This window comes from Vreelandella sp. DA03-1M, assembly GCF_055725665.1.
The window spans coordinates 4,124,637-4,141,278 of sequence record NZ_CM146798.1; the positions used below are offsets into that span (position 1 = coordinate 4,124,637).

The 16,642-nt window shown below is 54.3% G+C and carries 14 protein-coding genes and 1 pseudogene; 4 read left to right on the plus strand and 11 right to left on the minus strand.

Translation table 11 applies throughout. The features are described from left to right. Positions 1-68: 68 nt before the first annotated feature. The 10 genes from ACXUPB_RS19275 to ACXUPB_RS19320 form a co-directional block, all read right to left on the minus strand. Positions 69-1,511, minus strand: coding sequence for an NAD(P)(+) transhydrogenase (Re/Si-specific) subunit beta (locus ACXUPB_RS19275; protein ID WP_472954102.1), 1,443 nt, complete (start codon positions 1,509-1,511; stop codon positions 69-71). A 16-nt stretch (positions 1,512-1,527) separates the two neighbouring features. Further along, a complete protein-coding gene (locus tag ACXUPB_RS19280; protein WP_472954104.1) occupies positions 1,528-3,099 on the minus strand; it encodes a Re/Si-specific NAD(P)(+) transhydrogenase subunit alpha in 1,572 nt (523 codons plus the stop codon). Positions 3,100-3,451: 352 nt separating this feature from the next. Then, positions 3,452-4,729, minus strand: a complete 1,278-nt coding sequence (locus tag ACXUPB_RS19285; protein ID WP_472954106.1) for a TRAP transporter large permease — start codon at positions 4,727-4,729, stop codon at positions 3,452-3,454. Beyond that, complete coding sequence (locus tag ACXUPB_RS19290; protein WP_472954108.1) at positions 4,726-5,226, minus strand: TRAP transporter small permease; 501 nt, start codon at positions 5,224-5,226, stop codon at positions 4,726-4,728. Before ACXUPB_RS19290 ends, ACXUPB_RS19285 begins: the two co-directional genes overlap by 4 nt. 62 nt (positions 5,227-5,288) lie before the next feature. Beyond that, on the minus strand, positions 5,289-6,305 hold the full coding sequence (locus ACXUPB_RS19295) for a DctP family TRAP transporter solute-binding subunit (protein WP_472954110.1): 1,017 nt from the start codon (positions 6,303-6,305) through the stop codon (positions 5,289-5,291). A 51-nt stretch (positions 6,306-6,356) separates the two neighbouring features. Continuing rightward, positions 6,357-7,265, minus strand: coding sequence for an NAD(P)-dependent oxidoreductase (locus ACXUPB_RS19300; protein ID WP_472954112.1), 909 nt, complete (start codon positions 7,263-7,265; stop codon positions 6,357-6,359). 7 nt (positions 7,266-7,272) lie between these two features. After that, positions 7,273-7,581 (minus strand): putative quinol monooxygenase, encoded by a 309-nt coding sequence (locus tag ACXUPB_RS19305; RefSeq protein ID WP_472954114.1) that lies wholly within the window; start codon positions 7,579-7,581, stop codon positions 7,273-7,275. An 11-nt stretch (positions 7,582-7,592) separates the two neighbouring features. After that, the gene (locus tag ACXUPB_RS19310) at positions 7,593-8,936 is read right to left on the minus strand and encodes an NAD(P)H-dependent oxidoreductase (protein WP_472954115.1); all 1,344 of its coding nucleotides are present in this window, start codon (positions 8,934-8,936) and stop codon (positions 7,593-7,595) included. Between the two features lie 156 nt (positions 8,937-9,092). Further along, positions 9,093-9,998, minus strand: a complete 906-nt coding sequence (locus ACXUPB_RS19315; protein ID WP_472954116.1) for a LysR substrate-binding domain-containing protein — start codon at positions 9,996-9,998, stop codon at positions 9,093-9,095. Between the two features lie 62 nt (positions 9,999-10,060). Continuing rightward, positions 10,061-11,029, minus strand: a complete 969-nt coding sequence (locus tag ACXUPB_RS19320; protein ID WP_472954117.1) for a LysR family transcriptional regulator — start codon at positions 11,027-11,029, stop codon at positions 10,061-10,063. Positions 11,030-11,194: 165 nt separating this feature from the next. Here ACXUPB_RS19320 and speB point away from each other — a divergent pair, with 165 nt between their 5' ends. Continuing rightward, positions 11,195-12,097 (plus strand): agmatinase, encoded by a 903-nt coding sequence (gene speB, locus ACXUPB_RS19325; RefSeq protein ID WP_472956763.1) that lies wholly within the window; start codon positions 11,195-11,197, stop codon positions 12,095-12,097. Positions 12,098-12,156: 59 nt separating this feature from the next. Here speB and ACXUPB_RS19330 read toward each other — a convergent pair whose 3' ends face one another. Further along, on the minus strand, positions 12,157-13,431 hold the full coding sequence (locus tag ACXUPB_RS19330; RefSeq protein ID WP_041159026.1) for an O-acetylhomoserine aminocarboxypropyltransferase/cysteine synthase family protein: 1,275 nt from the start codon (positions 13,429-13,431) through the stop codon (positions 12,157-12,159). 326 nt (positions 13,432-13,757) lie between these two features. Here ACXUPB_RS19330 and ACXUPB_RS19335 point away from each other — a divergent pair, with 326 nt between their 5' ends. The 3 genes and pseudogenes from ACXUPB_RS19335 to ACXUPB_RS19345 all read left to right on the plus strand — a co-directional run bounded on the left by ACXUPB_RS19335 (position 13,758) and on the right by ACXUPB_RS19345 (position 16,597). Beyond that, positions 13,758-14,750 (plus strand): HipA domain-containing protein, encoded by a 993-nt coding sequence (locus ACXUPB_RS19335; RefSeq protein ID WP_101146439.1) that lies wholly within the window; start codon positions 13,758-13,760, stop codon positions 14,748-14,750. A gap of 1 nt (position 14,751) precedes the next feature. Continuing rightward, entirely contained in the window at positions 14,752-15,492 is a 741-nt protein-coding gene (locus tag ACXUPB_RS19340) for an HIRAN domain-containing protein (RefSeq protein WP_472954120.1), read from the plus strand. A 121-nt stretch (positions 15,493-15,613) separates the two neighbouring features. Then, positions 15,614-16,597: pseudogene (locus ACXUPB_RS19345) on the plus strand (IS30 family transposase). Positions 16,598-16,642: the final 45 nt, after the last annotated feature.

The window sequence follows — 16,642 nt, forward strand, 5'->3', positions numbered from 1 at the left end:
CGCGATCTCTCGCGGGCTCAATACTTAGTATTGCTTAATCAATTAGCTTGTAGCTAGGTTGAATAGACCTAGTCAATCAAAGGCAGCAGCGTATTCAAGCTATCCCGGGCATCGCCGTAGAACATCCGCGTGTTGTCTTTGAAGAACAGCGGGTTCTCAATACCCGAGTAGCCAGTACCCTGGCCACGTTTGCTGACAAACACCTGCTTGGCCTCCCACACCTTCAACACCGGCATACCGGCAATGGGGCTATTTGGGTCTTCCTCGGCCGCAGGGTTTACGATGTCGTTGGAGCCAATCACGATAACCACGTCGGTGGTGGCGAAATCGTCGTTGATTTCGTCCATCTCCAGCACGATGTCGTAAGGCACCTTGGCCTCGGCCAGCAGTACGTTCATATGCCCTGGCAAACGGCCCGCGACCGGGTGAATACCAAAGCGTACGGTTTTACCCGCAGCGCGCAGCTTACGCACCAAGTCGCTCACCGCGGTTTGCGCCTGGGCCACCGCCATACCGTAGCCCGGCACAATGATGACGCTGTCGGCATCGTTCAGGGCGCTCGCTACACCACCGGCGTCAATGGACACCTGCTCGCCTTCGATCTCCGCCGCAGGCCCCTGGCTACCGCCAAAGCCACCCAAAATCACGTTAACGAAGTTGCGGTTCATCGCCTTACACATGATGTAAGAGAGAATCGCACCCGATGAACCCACCAGCGCACCGGTGACAATCAGCAGATCGTTAGAGAGTGTGAAGCCGATAGCGGCGGCTGCCCAGCCGGAGTAGCTGTTGAGCATTGAGACCACAACGGGCATATCGGCACCGCCGATGCCCATAATCAGGTGGTAACCGATAAAGAACGACAGCGCCGCAAGCACAATCAGCGTCCAGAAACCTGCGCCGTTAAGGTACAAAATCGCTAACAGCAGCGACAGCACCGCCGCCCCGGCGTTAAGCATATGCCCACCGGGCAGTTGGCGAGGTTTGCCATCCACTTTACCGGCCAGCTTACCAAACGCCACCACCGACCCAGTGAAGGTCACTGCACCGATAAAGATAGCGAACACTACTTCAATCTGCAGAAAGGTGAGCTCGTCAGGCGCCTTGGTGGCGACCAGCGCGGCAAACGCAGAAAACTCCTGCATAACGCCATCGGCCGCTTGCGCCGCCAGCACCCGGCGGCGCTCTAAATCGGCGCTCCAGGCGACAAACACCGCAGCCAAGCCGACAAAACTATGTAGCGCTGCCACGAGTTGCGGCATTTCGGTCATTTCGACCTTGCCCGCCACGTAGACGCCGATGCCAGCACCAATCACCATCATCGGAATTAACCACCAGTAGCCGCCAATACCCGGCCCTAAGGAGGTAAAAAATACTGCCAGCGCCATACCCACGATGCCGTACCACACGGCCCGCTTGGCTTTTTCCTGGTTACTCAAGCCGCCTAGCGACAGAATAAACAGTACGCTTGCCGCGATCGCCGCGGCAGATACGAATCCTTGACCTAACATATCGTCTCTCCGCCGCTTAGGATTTTTGGAACATGGCCAGCATCCGGCGTGTCACCAGGAAGCCACCCACGATATTGATTGATGCGATAAGCACCGAGATCGCCGCCAGCACGCCTACCACGGCACTGCCGGAGCCAATCTGCAGAATCGCCCCCAAAATAATGATGCCCGAGATTGCGTTGGTCACCGCCATCAACGGTGTGTGCAGCGAGTGGCTTACGTTCCAGATCACCTGGAAGCCGATAAAGCAGGCCAACACAAAGACAATAAAGTGCTGCATAAACGACACCGGAGCCACTTGCCCCAACAGCAGCATCAGCGCGCCACCGACGGCCAATAAACCCACTTGGCGCTTTGTTTGTGCTTTGAAGATGGCCAGCTCGGTGGCTTTTTTCTCCTCTGGCGTAGGCTCTTTCTCTTTCTTCTTCGGCTTAGCGGCAGCAATCGCTTTGACTTTGGGCGGCGGTGGCGGGAAGGTTATTTCGCCTTCGTGAGTCACCGTGGCGCCACGAATCACGTCGTCTTCCATATTATGATTGATCACGCCCTCTTTCTCGGGGGTGAGATCGGTCAACATATGGCGGATGTTGGTGGCATAGAGCAGCGATGACTGGGTAGCCATACGCGAGGGGAAGTCGGTGTAGCCGATCACCACCACGCCATTATCCGACACCACCCGCTCGTCAGGCTTGGTCAGATCGCAGTTGCCGCCCTTCTCGGCGGCTAAGTCGATCACCACCGAACCCGGCTTCATCGCTGCAACCATATCTTCCAGCCACAGCTTGGGCGCGGGACGGCCAGGAATCAGCGCCGTGGTAATGACGATATCTACATCGGCTGCCTGCTCACGGAAGCACTCAAGCTGCTTCTCACGGAACTCGGGGCTTGAGGGCGAGGCATAGCCACCGCTTTCGGAACCGTCCTGGCTATCTTCAAAATCGAGGAACAGGAACTCAGCGCCCATGGACTCAATCTGTTCAGAGACCTCGGGGCGTACGTCAAAGGCGCGTACCACGGCGCCCAGGCTGGTGGCGGTACCGATCGCGGCTAACCCTGCCACGCCAGCGCCAATCACCAGTACCTTGGCAGGGGGCACTTTACCTGCCGCCGTTACCTGGCCGGTAAAGAAGCGGCCAAAGTTGTTGCCTGCCTCAATCACCGCGCGGTAACCGGCGATATTGGCCATGGAGGAGAGCGCGTCCATCTTCTGGGCCCGGGAAATACGCGGCACCATGTCCATAGCAATTACGGTAGCGCCCTGGGCCTTACACTTCTCCAGCAGCGCTTCGTTTTGCGCTGGCCAGAAGAAAGCGATCAATGTTTGCCCTTTGCGCAGCCGCTCGGCCTCTTCATCAGAGGGCTCGCGGACTTTAATGACCACATCAGCGTCGTTCCAGAGCGCGTTGGCTCCTTCCACCACGGTAACGCCCGCATCACGATAAGTGTCGTCATTAAAGCCCGCCGCCAGGCCAGCGCCGGATTCTACTAAGCACTCGTGGCCTAGCTTCTGAATTTGCTTGGCGCTCTCGGGGGTTAGCGCGACTCGCGCTTCCCCCCGGGCACTCTCTTTCGGGGCACCTATTTTCACTCGCGTTCTCCCTTGCTTAATCAGTCTGCCTCGCCGATGCCAAGTTATGGACACGGCACATTTTACGACGTCACTCATAACGTCTTTTAGCAGTCTAGGATCTAACGGGGTGGCTGCCAGATACTATTCAACCTTTGATCCAACAGGGTTGTTTAATTACAACATAGGCTAGTGTGCATGACGGCTAACCTTACGTCTAAACTCGTTAGCAAACTCAGTAAGCACCCGGTAGAGCCACACGTTGGCAGAATCATTAACATACAGCCCATGCTGAATCAGGGTCATTTTCAGCGCCGGAACCTCCTTAGGCGGCTCCACCAAGCGTACCGATAGCATCGCAACAAACGTTAAACTATGAGGCGGTCAGCCAAGCCGCGGGCGCCAAAACGATGGACGGAAAAGCAGCCAAGAGAACCAATATGCAGATGTTAACGGCATAGAAAGGCAACGCAGCGACGACAAGTTTCTCCACCGGCACTTTAGAGACTTGCGCTGTAGCGAAGAGACAAGTGCCTACCGGAGGTGAGGCCAAACCAACAGCGAGGCTTGCCACCATAAAAATCAAGAAGTGAAGCGGATCGACGTTGGCATTCACTGCTGCTGGCATCAGAACCGGTATCAACATCAGCGCGGCGGCAACGATATCCATCAACATACCGACAATCAGAAAAACAACGCCCATTAAGAGCAGTGTCGCAAAGGGCGAAGAGGCGATGGTACCCAACAGACCGGTGGTCTTTTGTGGCAACAGGTCGACGGTAAACACATACGTTGCAATGTTGGCCACCATGAGGATGAGTAGCACCGAACCCGCCGTTTGGCCTGCGCGAATAATCAGCGGCACCAGATCTCGCCAACCCATTTCCCGGTGCACTACGATCGCCACTAGCAAGGTGTAGAGCACCGCCAAACCGGCTGCTTCGGTGGGTGTCACTATGCCTGAGAACATTCCTGTAAGGATAATAACCGGCGCCCCAACCGACGGGATTGCTCTAAGTAGCGACCGCAAGCTCTTGCGATAGTCGAACTGCGATAGGGTGCCGTAGCCATGGCGTCGTGCCGCGAAGGCGTTGTAAGCGGCGAGCGCTAAGGCAAGAAGTAGACCAGGGCCCAATCCTCCCGCCAGGGCAGCTCCAACGGACTGCCCCGCTGAAGCAGCCGCCACAATAATTAATATAGAGGGTGGTACCAGCGTTGCCAATGTGGCGGTGATGAGCGTGAGAGCCGCCGAGTAAGGTAGCGGATAACCCCGCGTCGTCATGGCCCGAATCGAAATAGGCCCTAAGCTCGCGATATCAGCGACCGATGAGCCCGAAATGCCGCCAAAGACAAAGCTTGACGCAATATTGACGTGACCAAGCCCACCTCGGAATCGGCCGACAGCCACCTCGGCAGCATCAAAGATGCGCTCCGACAGCCCTCCGCGCTCCATGATCTGGCCTGCCAGAATAAACAGCGGCACGGCGATCAGCAGAAAAGAGTTGATTGAGGTGGCCATGGCTTGGGTCACCATTGAAAGCGGCAAATCGAACCACCACAAGGTGGTTACCGCAGCAAGCCCCAAGGATAGCGAAAGGGGAATGCCGAGCAATGCTAAAAAAGCAAATAGGATCAACAGCCAGACGCTCATAAACTACCCTCCGTTACAGAGGCTTTTGATAAACCTTCCGGTATGGGCGCCAGGGCATGCATCCAAGCGCCAAGAATAGCCAGTGCCGAGCCCAAAACGAGGGGAACCGTGGTTAGCCACTTGCCTAGCTGAAGGGTGGCAGAGACTTCACCATAGCGTAACTGTTGCTGAACGAGCTCGACGCCATACCGACAGACGATGGCAAAAAAAACAGTCGCAGCGGCGGCCTGCAGAAGACGCAGAAGCGGCTGTAAACGAGGTGGAGAGATGGCAGACAAAAAGTTGAGGGAGGGATGCTGCCCATGCCGGAAACCGGCTGCCATACCTAGCCAAATCGTCCATACAAACAGAAAACGGGAGAGCTCCTCGGTCCAGGCCAGCGAGCCCCCCTGCCATCTTGAGCCTACTTGTAAGGTGATCAGCACCACCATGCCGACAACTGTCACGAAGATCATGGCGTCGAGCAGGCGCCATATCCAATACTCAAATTTTTTCATCGCCCGTTCGCCTCAGAAGGTGAAGCCCAGGCGTCCTTAGTGGACACCTGGGATAGATGGGTTCATTCGCTGACGAAGTTCAGGCTTTTTTGCATGAAATCTTCGCCAATGTCTTCGCCAAACTGCCCGTAGACACCTCTAGCGATTTCTTGAACCTTTTCTAGCTCACCCTCGGCAAACGTATTGACCTGCATCCCTTCATTTTTGAGCTTCTCGATGATTGCTTGTTCCTGCTCTATCTCGATACGGTTTCGCTCGTTGGTCATTTCATTGGCCGCCTGCTCGACCTCATCGTGATACTCCTCTGGGATTCGCTCCCAGGCAGACTTCGACAACGACAGCAGGAAGGCGTCGGCAATGTGCTGGGTCAGGTTGAGGTGATCCTGAACCTCGTAGAAACGGTTGTTGTAGGGAACCTCAACCGGATTTTCCTGGCCATCGATAGCCTTCAGCTGGAGCGCACTATAGACCTCGGAAAACGCCATGGGGGTCGGGTTGGCACCCAGCGCCTCGAACAAGCTGACAAACAGAGGATTGTTGGGCGTTCTCAAGGTGATTCCGTCGAAATCTTCGGCGGTGGTGATAGGTGTTTCCCGCGTGGTGACATTACGAAAGGTACGCACGAAAAAGCCGAGCCCATGAATGTCTAACCGGTCAAGTGATGAAAGCAACTCCTTCCCTGGCTCGCCGGTCAGGTAAGCCTGGAACTGCTCATAGTCGCTGAACAGGTAGGGCAAGCTGATAGCGTTCATGCGAGGCTCAAAAGAGGCATACACCGAACTAGCTAAGATAAGACCGTCGAGTGCACCGGAACCCAGTTGATTGATGGCAGCATTCTGATCACCGCTAAACAGGACACCGTCAGGAAAAACTTGAAAGGTGACCTCGCCGTCTGTTTTTTGCTCGACAAGCTCAGCGAATCGACTGGCCGCCTGTCCCACTGACGACTGGGCAGGATCGGGTACTGCTAAACGAAGGTTAACTGCCGCTTGAGCCTGACTGGCGAGCATGGGGACGGTCAGTGAGAACATAACGGCATAACCGCATTTGAGTGCGTATGATTTAGTATTGTTACGCATGGTGTGACTCCTTAACGCTGTTGTTATTTAAGAGTTTTTATTTGAAGATTGCTATTTGGCCTTATGAAGACCCTTTGATGAAAAACCATTGCGACGCCGCACTTCTAGATAGAGCGCGCTGTGGTCTAGTTCACCTCCGCCAGACTCAACAAGGTCGGCAAACAGGTGATCAGTCAGTGCTAGCAAGGGCAGGTCAAGCCCAAGTTCGTGTGCTACCTCGCAAGCTGCTCGCGTATCCTTGAGCTGGTACTTGGCAGGCCCTCCGGGGGAGAAATTGTCATCCAGCATACGCTGGCCGTGCTGTTCGAGTATGCGCGAATAAGCGAAACCTCCCAGCAGCACCTCTCTGACCCGAGCGGGATCCGCTCCCCCTGCCTCGGCGAGTAACAATGCCTCGGAAACCGCACCAATCGTGCTGGCTACCATCAGTTGATTAACCAGTTTTGCCAAAGCGCCTGTACCTGCGGGGCCTATATGCACGGGCCGCCCCATGGCCAACAGAATATCTTTAGCGGCGACAAAAGCCTCTGGGGTTCCCCCAGCCATGATCGACAGGCTGGCGTCGATGGCACCTTTTTCACCCCCGGAGACCGGCGCATCCAGCCACTGTAAACCCAGCGCATCGCAGCGCTGCGCCATGCTACTAGCCTCACCTCTACCAATAGATGACATGACGATCACCAGGCTCCCAGCGTTCATCGCCCGAGTGGCCCCGTGCGTGTCAAAGAGCACCTCCTCGCATACCTGGCCAGAGCTGACCATGACCACGACAGCGTTGCATCCATTGACCGCTTCGCTGGGACTCGCGGCCACGTGAGCACCCTCATCGCTGAGAAGAGCGGCCTTTTCGCGACTTCGATTCCACACACTGACAGCGTATCCCGCCCGCATTAGGTTACGGGCCATGGGGCTGCCCATAATGCCGGTGCCGAGCACGGCAATTTTTTGTTGGGTTATCATCGCCACCTCATGAATGCTGCCGAGTGAGAAAGCGCACCGGAAGCTCGCTTTCGACCAAAACAAGGGCGTCCCGAAAAGCCGCTAGATGAGGGGTTTCCAGATGGCTGTCGAAGGCCTCTCTAGAGCGATATACCTCGTAAAACACCACACTGGAGCTTGGCGATGCCTCATCAACGTTGATGTCGAATTGCAGACAGCCGGGTTCATCGGCTAACGAACGCGTGGCATCTTGCCTCGCAGCGACCAGAAACGCTTCAAGGCGTGCTGCGGCAACCTCGAACTCTGCGATGACGACAAAGGCAGATTGGCTTGCCATGATGTGCCCTCCTAAACATTGCCCATCGTGCGTATCTGCTCGAGGCGAATATCAATGACGTCTCGATCCTTGACCAGCTCCACATCAGACATACGCACCACCTGATCCTTCTTGACCGGATTCTTAAGCTTCACGTTATGTGCAAGACCAATTGGCAGCGCGTCTAACTGCATGCTAAGCGAAGCGGGGATGGCCTTGGCCCAAACGGCGTACCCACCCTCACCATCAAGCATCTCTCCAGCGGTAAGATCCTTCTTCGCCGTGGCCACCGCATCGGCACGATAGAATTTCGAACTGCCGGTGGGCTCGCCACGGAAATAGGCCGAAAGAACACTAACGGATGTTTCCAGGCCAATCAGATGGAAAGGCCGCCACATGGAGGCGTACCAGCCAGATTTGTCGGTTAGCAATCCGTATTGCTCAAAGCAATCGCGTGTATAAACATCTGGTGCCTTGAAGGTGACGAACATGCCAAAGCGAATATTGTTCAAGACTTCGCGGCCGTCCGGCTCCTGGCTCGCCGCTATATCCACCAGACCGGCACGAGGCAAGCGCCCGCCTTCGCTCTCAGGCTTAAACACCGAGGCGAGATCCTGGAGTCCCGAAGGATAAAACGCCAAGCCGTCGTCGGGGCAATCGAGCCCCGTACCATTGGCGACTGCCGCCATTTCGATGGCCGCCTTCGTGCCGTCGGTAAAGGAGTTATACATCTTGGGGTTAAAATCACCTTCGGCGACCTTTTCTTCGCTCCAGCCAAAGTAGCCCCAGACCGTATCCGGGGTAGAATAGCGGTAGCGAGGCTCGAAGTTCATGCCCTTTCCTGCAGACGTCAGTTCAAAGCCACAGGCGTGAACCCAATCGACCAATTCGCAGATGGCGGCGGGCTGATCGCCATAGGCCATCGAATAGACCACCCCCTTGGCGCGAGCTTTTTGCGCAAGAATCGGGCCGCACATCACATCGGCTTCAACGTTGACCATGATGATGTGCTTACTGTTATCGATCGCCATGAGCGCGTGTCGAACACCCGCAATAGGATGCCCAGTCGCTTCGATGACACAATCAATATCATCGAACTCACACATTTCACGCGCATCTGAAGTAACAAAGGTTTTCCCTTGAACAATGGCATCGCCCAATGAGTTAGCCGAATACTCTCTTTCTTCCCACCCCGTACGCTGGAGCGACTCCCTGGCTTTTTGGGTATCCAGGTCGGCAACGGCAACAATGTGATATCCAGGAATTTTTCTTGCCTGTGCTAACACCATGGAACCAAATTTACCCGCGCCGATCAGCCCTACGCGGATTGATTTCCCCTGGGCATGGTGGGCAGCAAGCATGGACGATAAATTCATATGGCTTTCTCCTAAGGGTTGACGATACCGAATGGCAGTACCGCGCAACAAAAGCGCTAGTTAAAATTATTAGCATTAGTGATTAGCACTAACACTATTGAAGGTAGGAGTATTCCACCCTTAGGAAAATTTACTTTTTCTTGGTGATTATTAAGATTAACTGAAGAGTTGAGTGTCGTTCTGCTGGCTCCATTGATTGGCTCTATCCTGTATCCATTCCACAAAGCTTCTGACCTGAGGGAGGCGCAGGCTTTGGTTTGGACACACTATCCACTGGGTACATACGGGTATTTTCGGCGTCACTTTAGCGGGGAGGATTAACTTGCCCGCCTTTAATTCACTTTCCATCATCAGGTTGCTTTCAAGGGCAATGCCCAGGCCAAGGGTCGCTGCATCGACTGACATATGCGAACGGTCAAAATAAAGACCACCTGAGAAAACGTCGCCTTTGTTGCCGATGGTGGCGAACCATTGTCGCCATTGAACCTGCGCCTTGACCGAATGAATAAGACGGTAGTCCTTAAAATCATTGGGTGTTAACGAAGCTGGTTGGGCGAGGCTAGGCGAGCATACTGGCATGAAGTGCTCGGTAATCAGCGGCTGGACGTGCAAACCTGGCCAGCGACCGGTGCCATGGCGAATTTCAATATCGACTCTTTCCCGGCTGAAATCGGTAGGCTCATTGGAACCATCAAGCCTTACCTCCAAATCCGGATGGAAAGAAAGGAACTCACCGAGACGCGGAAGTAGCCATTTCGTGGCAATCGTTGGGGTGGCTCGGATGTTAATCCTGGCAAGTGTTTTAATACCTTTGATTTGTTCTGTGACCTTAATGATGTGTTCGATATCTTGTGAAATTAAATCAAAGTAATGCTCGCCTGCTTCAGTGAGTCGCAAGGCACGCCCTGACTTTACAACGAGCGTTGTACCAAGATGCTCTTCTAATGCACGCAGCTGTTGGCTGACAGCCGAAGAGGTAACATTCAGATGCTCCGCCGCACCTGTAACACTTTGGATCGTCGCCACATGGAAGAAAACGGCAATGTTGCGCAAAGGAATCATGAGTAGCTCTCTGTTAAATATAATTATTTTTAAGACAAGCTAATTATGCACGAGACAATTGCTTAACTCAGGCCTAAATAGTTCTCGGCACTGTTGGCCATAATGACAGGATCACTGAAGTCTTGTGCAAACGCCATGAGTTGCTGGTACAACCAAGCCACAGCAGGATCGTTGGCAAATAGCCCATGCTGAATCAGGGTCATTTTCAGCGCCGGGAGCTCTTTAGGCGGCTCCACCAAACGTACCGGTAGCATCGCAACAAACCGCTCAGCCATTTGCCGTGGCAGGGTCATGATCGCTTCCGTCAGTGCCACTACCCTAGCCGCGGCGATGTAGTTGAGATTTTTGGAGATTACCCGGCGGGTTAAGCCGTGTTGAACCAGGCAGCTATCGATATTGCTGGGCCGCAGGCCGCTTATATCAGCCAGCTCCACATGGAGCTCGCAGGCAAACTGCGCAATATCCAGCGCATCGCCTACGCGGCCATTATGGGTAGCGGCCAAACAGACCAACTCCTCATCCATCCACGGGGTCTGAATAACACCACTGGGCAGCGCGCTTTGGCTATCCAACCCCACCACCATATCGATTTGGCGCTGTTCCAGTCCCTCACTCAGCACTTCCGGGGTAATAAGTTCAATAGAGAAGCTAATGCCCGGCGCATAGGCCAACAGCTGGCTTAAAAAGAGCGGGTACATGACCTCTTCAAAGTAGTCGGTGGTCGCTAACGTAAAACGGCGCGTGCTAGTAGCAGGCGAAAACATCGCTGGTGGAGCGAGCCCCTCTCGTAACTGGGCCAGCGCTTGCTGTACTACGGGCAGCAGCGCCAGCGCGCGGGGCGTCGGCTGCATACCGTTTTCGGTGCGCACTAACAGTGGATCATCCAGCGATTCCCGTAGCCGTTTTAAGGCGTGGCTCAAAGCAGGTTGGCTTAAATGCAGCGTTTCTGCCGCGCGAGTGACATGGCGCTCGCGCATCAGCGCCTCAAATACCAGCAGCAAGTTCAGGTCAAAATGGCGTAGCGAGCGCATAGATCCTCTATCATTCACATCAAGAATGATTAAATTCTAAACATTCATTTAATTTATCACCAGTAATTGCTTATTGTCTGCCGCTCATTCGCCCACCAGCGACTATCAGCGAAAATCCAGTACGCAAGGAGAAGCACACCGGTGACCCACCCACTAACTCAAACCATGCCCAGCCTTTATGGCGATGTGATTTCTACCTTTATGGGCGTAGCAAAAGCAACGGATCCCAAGGCAACCGACGCCGACGTTGTGGTGAGTGGCGTTCCCTTTGACCTCGCTTGTTCTGGCCGTGCAGGCACCCGCATGGGGCCGAATGCTATTCGTCAAAGTACCGCCAACTTGATCTGGGAAGGCAAACGCTGGCCCTGGGACTTCGCCTTGGAAGATCGCCTCAAGGTTTGCGATGCGGGCAACGTTGATTACGCTTATGGCGAGCCTGAAAGTCTGGTCGATAATCTGGAAAATCACGCCCAGCGCTGGCTAAGTGCGGGCAAAAAAATGCTCACCCTGGGCGGCGACCATTACATTAGCCTGCCACTACTGCGCGCTCATGCACGCGTGCACGGGCCGCTGGCACTGATTCACTTTGACGCCCACACCGACACCTACGAACAAGGCACGCGCTTCGACCACGGCACTATTTTCCATCACGCCCTCAAAGAGGGATTGGTCGTGCCCGAGCACTCGCTGCAAATTGGCATTCGCACCAGCTATGACCGCCACAATCACCCTTATGAAGTGCTGGATGCGGACTGGGTCAACGACCACGGTGCCGCCGCTGTACTGGAGCGTATTCGCGCCAAAGTGGGTCATCATCATGCTTACGTCAGCCTGGACATTGATGGGCTGGACCCCGCCTACGCCCCCGGCACCGGCACCCCGGTCTGCGGCGGTATGTCTACCGACCTGATGCTGAAAGTGATTCGAGGCATGGTAGGCATGGAGCTAGTCGGTATGGACGTGGTGGAAGTTAACCCCGCCTATGACCACGGCGACATTACCTCGCTTGCCGCCGCAACGCTGGGGCTTGAGTTTTTGTATACGCTGGCAGCGTCCAAAGGCGTTTGATAGTTAGCCCCCGCCGTCTCTTGGCTTTTATGGCATTGAGATGGCGGGGGCGAAACAGACTACCCTTGAGAGGCCGCCAGCGCTTGATCAATATCCGCCAGCAGATCGTCGATATGCTCGATGCCGATCGATAGGCGCACCATATCCGGCGTGACGCCAGCGGCTTTTAGTTCCTGCTCGTTGAGTTGGCGGTGCGTGGTAGAGGCGGGAATAGAAGAACAGCTTTTGGCATCGCCGATATTCACCAAGCGAAGAATCAGCGCCAGCGCATCGTAGAAGCGCTCACCAGCGGCCTGCCCACCTTCAATGCCAAAACTAAGAATCCCCGAGGCATGGCCGTTCATATAACGCTGGGCCAGCGCATGATCCGGATGGTTTTCCAAGCCAGCATAATGCACCCAGGTGACTAATGGATGGCTTTCCAGATGCTTGGCAACCGCTAAGGCATTGGCACAGATACGCTCGATGCGTAGCGACAGCGTTTCCAACCCCTGCAGCAGGTTCCAGGCTGCTTGAGCAGAAAGCGCCGCGCCCATATTACGTAGCGGAACCACCCGGGCGCGGGCAATAAAGGCCGCATCGCCCACATCACGGGTATAGCTCACACCGTGGTACGAGACATCAGGCTCGTTGAGTAGCGGAAAGCGGCTGGCATTCTCGGCCCAGGGAAAGGTGCCCGAATCAACAATCACACCGCCCACCGTGGTGCCGTGGCCGCCGATATATTTAGTCGCCGAGTGGACAACGATATCCGCCCCGTGCTCAATCGGCCGACATAAGAACGGCGTCGCCGTGGTGTTATCGACAATCACCGGCACTCCATGACGATGCGCCGCTTCAGCGAGCTTTGTTAGGTCGACCACGCCACCCGAGGGGTTACCAATGCTTTCGCAGAAAACCGCTTTGGTACGCTCATCGATCAGCGCTTCGATGCCATCAATATCGTCTTTGTCGGCAAAACGCACCTGAATGCCTTGGCGCGGCAAGGTGTGGGCAAACAGGTTGTAGGTACCGCCATACAGCTCGCTGATCGAGACAATGTTATCGCCCGCTTCAGCAATGGTCTGGATCGCATAGGTGATCGCTGCCATTCCCGATGCCACCGCTAGCCCAGCGATACCGCCTTCCAACGCGGCTACCCGCTGCTCCAACACGGCGCAGGTCGGGTTCATAATGCGCGAGTAAATGTTTCCTTCGACTTTAAGATCAAAAAGATCCGCCGCGTGCTGCGCGTTATCGAATGAAAACGACGTGGTTTGATGAATTGGCACCGCCACGGCGTTTTGTGAATCAGGCGAATAGCCATGGTGAAGAGCAATGGTTTCTGGCTTCATGAGAACGGCTCGCTATTTTGTTATTGAGATCCGCTAGTGATCCTAAACAAGCACTGAAGGGAAGGCCAATAATCGTTTAGCCTTCCGAGCCAACGTCATGCTTAACAGTGAAGGCGCTCACCCATGCCACTCGCTGCGCGCCACTGCGTCATGGGCGTGGAGCCTTTTGGTATCGATGCACCATAGCCATGCCGTGCCTCAGGGTATTTCATGGCTGTACATTATGTGTTTAGTTTAGGATTAAAAGTATCGTGGCTCGCTGGATTGATCTGCAATACGAGAAGCGACGGGAGGACTTTGTTATTTCTAGGTAGGTAGATATCACCATGATTAATCGTGAAGGCATTCATCAGCGACCAGACCAAGTGATTGATATCACGGGTTGGGGTGTTCACCAAGATTATGAAGTCTTTCCAGTAGGCGCTCGCGATAAAACACTCCGCGTCTGTCCTGACCCAGCTCCTTATGATTTTTGTATGCCTGGGCACCGCTATTTATTTAAAGAAGCTATCAAAAGCGCGAAAAACTCTGATAAGCCTCGCTACCCTGACCAATACTGGTCTGAGGTGATCGCTTTTCATATTGGCAGATTAATGGGTCTTACGCTCCCTCCCGTTTTTGTTGCCATTGATTCCTCTAGAAACGAACCAGGTACAGTAAACGAATGGTTCATTGGTTATGCTGATAGCGAGGAAGATCGCTACTTTCCTGGCGGGGATTACTTGCAACGGCGTATTGCAGAGTACGATAGGGAGAAGGGGAAACAGCACAATTTAACAACCATTATCGAACTAAGCCGTGTGTTAGAGAGAGGCGGATGGCTTGCTCATGATTGGCGACAGTACTGGGGGCTTTGCCTATGTTTCGATGCGCTAATCGGCAATACTGACCGCCATCAGGAGAACTGGGGGCTGATTTGGGGAGAAAATGATCCAACGGCCCGCTACACACCTTATTTTGATAATGGCACCAGCCTCGGGCACGAGTTGCAGCCCCAGAAAATGCAGCGCATGATGCGCGACCATAACGAATTCAATGCCTACCTTAAAAGAGGGCAGCACCACATGCGCTGGGCCAAAGGCGACAAAAAGCGCCTGCCGCTTATTCAGGGCGTTACTCAGTATTGTCAGCAATTCCCTGCTATTCGACCAATACTGATAGAACGCTTACAACGTTGGTGCGATGATGACCTTAGAGACATCCTGAATGACTTAACTTACTTTGACATCCCACATCCCATTACGCAACAACGTGCTGACTTCATAGCGTTTTTGACTCTGACAAGGAGAGAGCGCCTGTTACAGGCTCTGGAGAACTGATATGCCCCGCTTAATCGAACACTTGGTAGAACCACACCGGCTGCTGCTTTATTGGCAGGCACGCGAGAGCAAAATGCGCTCTCGCCACCTAGTGGGTGAACTGTTCAAGCGGGACGATAAAGTGGTTCTGGTGTATGACCTAGACAGTCCAGAGCTGGCAGAAGCCAAACGCTTAGGCTTTCGAGGCTACCCGGCGTTTCCTATGAGGCAAGCCGAGCACAATCATCAGGTGCTGGAGGCTTTCACTCGCCGCTTGCCGCCACGCAGTCGTCGTGATTTTGGGCGTTATCTGGAACTACGCGCTATCCCAGAGGATGCCAACATTAGCGACTTCGCTTTACTGGGTTACAGTGGCGCCAAGCTACCCAATGACGGTTTTGAACTTGTTCACCCTTTCGACAATCCACCTGAAGCCTTCGAGGTATTAATCGAAATAGCAGGCTTTCGGCACGAATCACAGCTTGAGATAACAGATTTACAGGTAGGCAGCAGCGTTCAATTTGTACACGAACCTGATAATCCCGTAGATACTGATGCCATTTGCATCGAAAGTGCCGGGCGTAAATTAGGCTATGTACCTAGAGGACACCTGGACATGCTGCATCGCATGTTGGATGAAGGCGCCACTCTCGAAGGCGAAGTGTTCCGCATAAACGGAACAACAGAGCGCCCGCTTGTTTATGTTTTGACGCGTATCTTAAAGGACGACCACCCCGTTCACGCGCTGAAAATGCAGGCTTAGTTTTGGTCATGCCTTAAACCCTGGATTCATAGAATAACCGCAGCACTTTGGATCACACAGTAGAGGAAGGAGGGCCAGCGCCGGTACTCTCTCGACTTTACCGACCAAAGTGAAGCAGAGCATGGGATACCGACAACTGACCCAGGCCCAACGATACCAAATTTTTGCTTATCTTGAGACTGGCATCAGCCAGCGACAAATAGCCAAAGCTATTGGGGTTCACAGCAGTACCATTAGCCGGGAGATAAAGCGCAATGGGCTTAAGACTGGCTATGCGCCTGAACAGGCGCAATCGAGAAGTGATCAGCGCCGACGCACCGCCTGGAAAGTGACGAAGCGCCTGCCCAGCCTGATTCGATGGGTCACTGATCAACTGATGGACGAATGGAGCCCCCAGCAAATAAGTGGCTTCATGGCCAATGCCAACGGCGTTTGCGTAAGCCATCAGTGGATCTATGCGCTAATCTGGGACGACAAGAAACGCGGCGGCGAATTATGGAGGCGACTCCGGCTACCACGCCAGCGGCGCTATCAGCGCCGATTGGCCAAGCATGCGGGATTGGGCAAAATTCCACACCGGGTAGGCATTGAACAGCGTCCCGCCGAAGCGGAAGAAAGGCGCCATATCGGCCATTGGGAAGGCGATACGGTGCTCAAAGGCCACAAAGAGAATCTGGCCTGGTGACCCGGTCGAGAGACGCAGCGGTTACCTCTTGGCAGCGCGCCTGTCGACGATCACGGCCACTGTAACGGCTAAAGCGATGACCCGTTTATTAAAGGCGCAGTGCAGACCATCACCTTGGATAACGGGTCGGAATTCGCCGAGCACCGACAGGTTGCCAAGGCTGTCTCGGCCAAGACCTATTTTTGCGACCCGTACCGCTCATGCCAGCGTGGCACTAATGAAAACACCAACGGCCTGATTCGCCAATATTTCCCGAAAGGGACGGACTTCCGAAAGGTGAGCGACTCAGCACTGAGGAGAGTCGTTGCCAAGTTGAACAACCGCCCCAGAAAACGCTTGGGGTATCGGACACCGGCACAAGTGTTCCTGGGAGAGTATTCAGGGGCGCTGAAAACCGCGGGTGCTGCGCTTAATGTTTGAATTCAGGCTTAACGTTGCAAATGGCAAAGACAATGATATAAAAGC